The organism is Arthrobacter agilis (assembly GCF_002953615.1).
Taxonomy (GTDB): domain Bacteria; phylum Actinomycetota; class Actinomycetes; order Actinomycetales; family Micrococcaceae; genus Arthrobacter_D; species Arthrobacter_D agilis_B.
Genome location: NZ_CP024915.1, coordinates 626,741 through 630,576 on the forward strand (window position 1 = coordinate 626,741; position 3,836 = coordinate 630,576).

The 3,836-nt window shown below is 71.5% G+C and carries 4 protein-coding genes; all 4 read left to right on the plus strand.

The window, feature by feature from the left end; translation table 11 throughout:
- A partial coding sequence (locus CVO76_RS03075) for a GntP family permease (RefSeq protein ID WP_279628591.1) occupies positions 1 to 476 on the plus strand: 476 nt, incomplete at its 5' end.
- Complete coding sequence (locus CVO76_RS03080; protein WP_208740633.1) at positions 476 to 1,246, plus strand: SDR family oxidoreductase; 771 nt, start codon at positions 476 to 478, stop codon at positions 1,244 to 1,246. The genes CVO76_RS03075 and CVO76_RS03080, both read left to right, overlap by 1 nt.
- 55 nt (positions 1,247 to 1,301) lie before the next feature.
- Complete coding sequence (locus CVO76_RS03085; RefSeq protein WP_208740634.1) at positions 1,302 to 2,321, plus strand: L-idonate 5-dehydrogenase; 1,020 nt, start codon at positions 1,302 to 1,304, stop codon at positions 2,319 to 2,321.
- On the plus strand, positions 2,318 to 3,836 hold a 1,519-nt coding region (locus CVO76_RS03090), incomplete at its 3' end, for a gluconokinase (protein WP_208740635.1). The genes CVO76_RS03085 and CVO76_RS03090, both read left to right, overlap by 4 nt.

Below are 3,836 nucleotides of genomic sequence, written 5' to 3' on the forward strand. Positions count from 1 at the left end.
ACGGCACCGCCCTGGAAAAGGTGCTCGACTCCGCGCTGGGCCCGGTCTGCTCGGTCATCCTCATCACCGGCGCCGGCGGCATGTTCGGCGGAGTGCTGCGTGCCTCCGGTATCGGTGACGCGCTCTCGGACTCCCTCGCCTGGATCGGGCTGCCGATCATCCTCGCCGCGTACCTCATCGCCGTGATCCTCCGCGTGGCCCAGGGCTCCGCGACCGTGGCACTGGTCACCACCGCCGGGCTCATGGCCCCCGCGGTGCTGGCCGGCGGCTTCAGCCCCCTCGAGATCGCCGCCATCACCCTGGCCAGCGCCGCCGGATCCGTGTTCGCCAGCCACGTCAACGACTCCGGCTTCTGGCTCGTCGGCCGGCTCATGGGCATGGACGTGAAGACCACGCTGAAGACCTGGACCGTCCAGCAGTCGCTCGAATCCGTGGCGGGATTCGGACTGACCCTCCTCGTCTTCTGGATCGGCTGATGACCCCGCAGGCGTTCGACATCACCGGTCGGCTCGCACTGGTCACCGGCTCCTCGAGGGGCCTGGGGTACGCCCTCGCGACCGGCCTCGCCCAGGCCGGCGCCCGTGTGATCGTGCACGGACGCGACGCAGGGGCCGTGGCGGATGCGGCGTCGAGCATCGGTGAGGCGACCGGGACGGTGCCCGCCACCACGACCTTCGACGTCACGGACGCGGACGGGGCGGCCCGGGGTATCGCGGCGCTCGTCGCCGAGCACGGGGTGCCGGACATCCTCGTCAACAACGCGGGCATCCAGCGGCGCGCGCCGTTCAACGACTTCGACCCGGCCGACTGGGACGACATCGTCACGACGAACCTGTCGAGCGTCTTCTACGTCTCCCGGCAGGTCACCCGCGGCATGGCGGAGCGGGGCTCGGGCAAGGTGATCAACATCGGTTCGGTCCAGTCCGTGCTCGCCCGGCAGACCATCGCGCCGTACTCGGCGACCAAGGGCGGGGTGGCCATGCTCACCAAGGGCATGGCTGCCGATTTGGCCAGGTTCAACATCCAGGTCAACGCCATCTCTCCCGGCTACTTCGCCACCGAGATGAACCGTGCGCTGGTCGAGGACGAGGCGTTCAACACCTGGGTGATCAACCGCACCCCTGCCCAGCGGTGGGGGAGGTTCGAGGAGCTCGTCGGGACGCTCGTCTACCTGGCCTCCGACGCATCGACCTTCGTGTCCGGTCAGAACATCTTCGTCGACGGCGGGATGACGTCCGTCGTCTGACAGCCTGCACGGCGGCTGCGGCCGCCCGGCGTCGAATCGAAAGGGAAGGCACCACATGAGAGCCCTCGTCATCAACGGCAAGCTCGACCTCGTCGAGGCCGAGCTGCCGACACCCGAGCCCGGTCCGGGCCAGGTCCGGCTCCGGATGGCCTTCGGAGGTGTCTGTGGATCCGACCTCCACTACTACAACGAAGGCGCCAACGGGGAGTACGTCGTGCGCGAACCGCTCGTCCCCGGTCATGAGGTGTCGGGCACCGTGGACTCCGACCCATCCGGTGAGCTTGCTCCCGGGACGCCGGTGACGGTTCATCCCGCGACGTTCGGGCGTCCGGAACACGGCATCGAGGACCGCAGGCACCTGTGGCCCGGGGGTGCCTACCTCGGCAGCGCCTCCACCTGGCCGCACACCCAGGGCGGGATGAGCGAGTTCCTGCTCGTCGACAAGCACATGGTGCGTCCGCTCCCGTCCGGGCTGCCGCTGCGTCGGGCCGCCCTCGCCGAGCCGCTCGCCGTCGCCCTCCACGGGATCACGGTCGCCGGAGGGGTTCGGGGCAAGCGGGTCCTCGTGTCCGGTTCCGGGCCCATCGGCCTCCTCGCCATCGCTGCCTGCCTCGCCGAGGGCGCCGCCGAGGTCGTGGCCACCGATGTGCTCCCCGGCCCCCTGGAGCGCGCCCGACGCCTCGGGGCGCACGGCACCGTGCAGGTCGGCACCGAGGAGATCCCGGCCCTGGCATTCGACGTCGTGCTGGAGTGTTCCGGCGTTGCGGCGGCCGTCAGCACGGCCCTGCTGGCCGCCCGCCGGGCGGGCATCGTCGTCCAGGTCGGCATGGTGCCCAACGAACCCCGGGGCATCAATCTCGCCCCGCTGATCTCGAAGGAGCTCCAGCTCCGCGGGGCCTTCCGGTTCGACGACGAGATCGACCGGGCCATCGAACTGCTCGACGACACCCCGGGGATCGAGGACGTCATCACGCACGAGGTCCCGGCCGACCGCGCGCTCGAGGCCTTCGCCGTCGCCCGGGACTCCGAGACCTCCGGCAAGGTCGTCATCTCGCTGTGGCACGGCGAGCGATGACCCCGGGAGCAGCTCCGGCCGGGCCGGTCGTGATCGGCGTGGACCTCGGCACCACCAATACGAAGGCGGTCGCCTTCCGGACGGACGGCACGCTCGAGGCGTCCCATGCGGCGGGCTATCCGCTCGACGAGCCCCACCCGGGGCAGGCGGTCCAGGATCCGCAGCTCATCCTCGCCGCGGTGCTCGAGTCGGTGCGTGAGGTCGTGCGCCAGGTGGGCGCCCAGCGCGTCGCAGGGCTCTCGTTCAGTTCGGCGATGCACAGTCTCATCGGACTCTCCCCGACCGGGGAACCGCTCACCGAGGTCGTCACGTGGGCCGACACCCGGTCGCGTGTCCAGGCCGAACGGCTGCGGGCGTCGGTCGGCGGGCTCGCCCTGCACCGGCGCACGGGCACCCCGGTGCACCCGATGTCCCCGCTCCCGAAACTCGTCTGGTTCCGCGAGCAGGAGCCGAAGCTGTGCGAGAGCATCGGGTTCTGGGTCGGCATCAAGGAATTCGTGCTGCTGCGGATCTGCGGCGCGCTGGTGGTGGACCACTCGATCGCCTCCGCGACCGGCCTGATGAACATGAGCACCCTGGCGTGGGACGAGGAGGCGCTCGCGCTCGCAGGCATCCAGCCCGAGCAGCTGCCGGAGATCGTCCCCACCACGACCGTGCTGCCCGCCCTCACGGACGACGCCGCTGCCGCGATGGGTCTGCCCGGCACGACGCCCGTCGTGGTCGGCGCCGCGGACGGTCCCCTCGCCAACCTCGGCGTGGGCGCCGTGCGCCCCGGCGTGGCGGCCTGCTCGATCGGTACCAGCGGAGCGCTGCGCGTCGCGGTCGACCGGCCCGCGGTGGATCCGCTCGGCGGCGTGTTCTGCTATGCGCTGACGTCCACCCGGTGGGTGGTCGGCGGCGCGATCAACAACGGTGGGGTGGTGCTCGGGTGGGCCGGTGACGCGATCGCCCCCGACCTGGCCGAACCGCCCGAGGAGGAACTGCTGGCCCTGGCAGCGCGGGTGGCTCCCGGATCGGGCGGGCTGCTCATGCTCCCGTACCTGCTCAGCGAGCGGGCGCCCCACTGGAGTTCGCTGCCTCGCGGCGCCTACGTCGGTCTCACCAGGGCGCACCGCAGGGAGCACCTCGTGCGGGCGGCGCTCGAGGGCGTCTGCCTCCAGCTGGCGCTGGTGCTCCACTCGATGCGTTCCGCCGGGCTCGACGTCACCCACGTCCGCGCGACCGGGGGTGTCATGCGCAGCCCCCTCTGGCGCCAGCTCCTCGCCGACACGTTCGGGATGCCGATCGAATTCGCACACGGGCAGGAGGGCTCGGGCTTCGGCGCGGCGCTGCTCGGGATGGAGGCTCTCGGCCTCATCGAGTCGATCGACGTCGTCGCCGACATGGTCGAGATCGAGGAGACGGTGCGCCCCCAGCCGGCCGCCGCCGCGGTCTACGCCTCCCTGCTGCCGGTCTTCGCCGAGCTGTACGACGCCCTCGTCCCGGCCTTCACGTCCCTGCGCCGGCTCGCCCCGT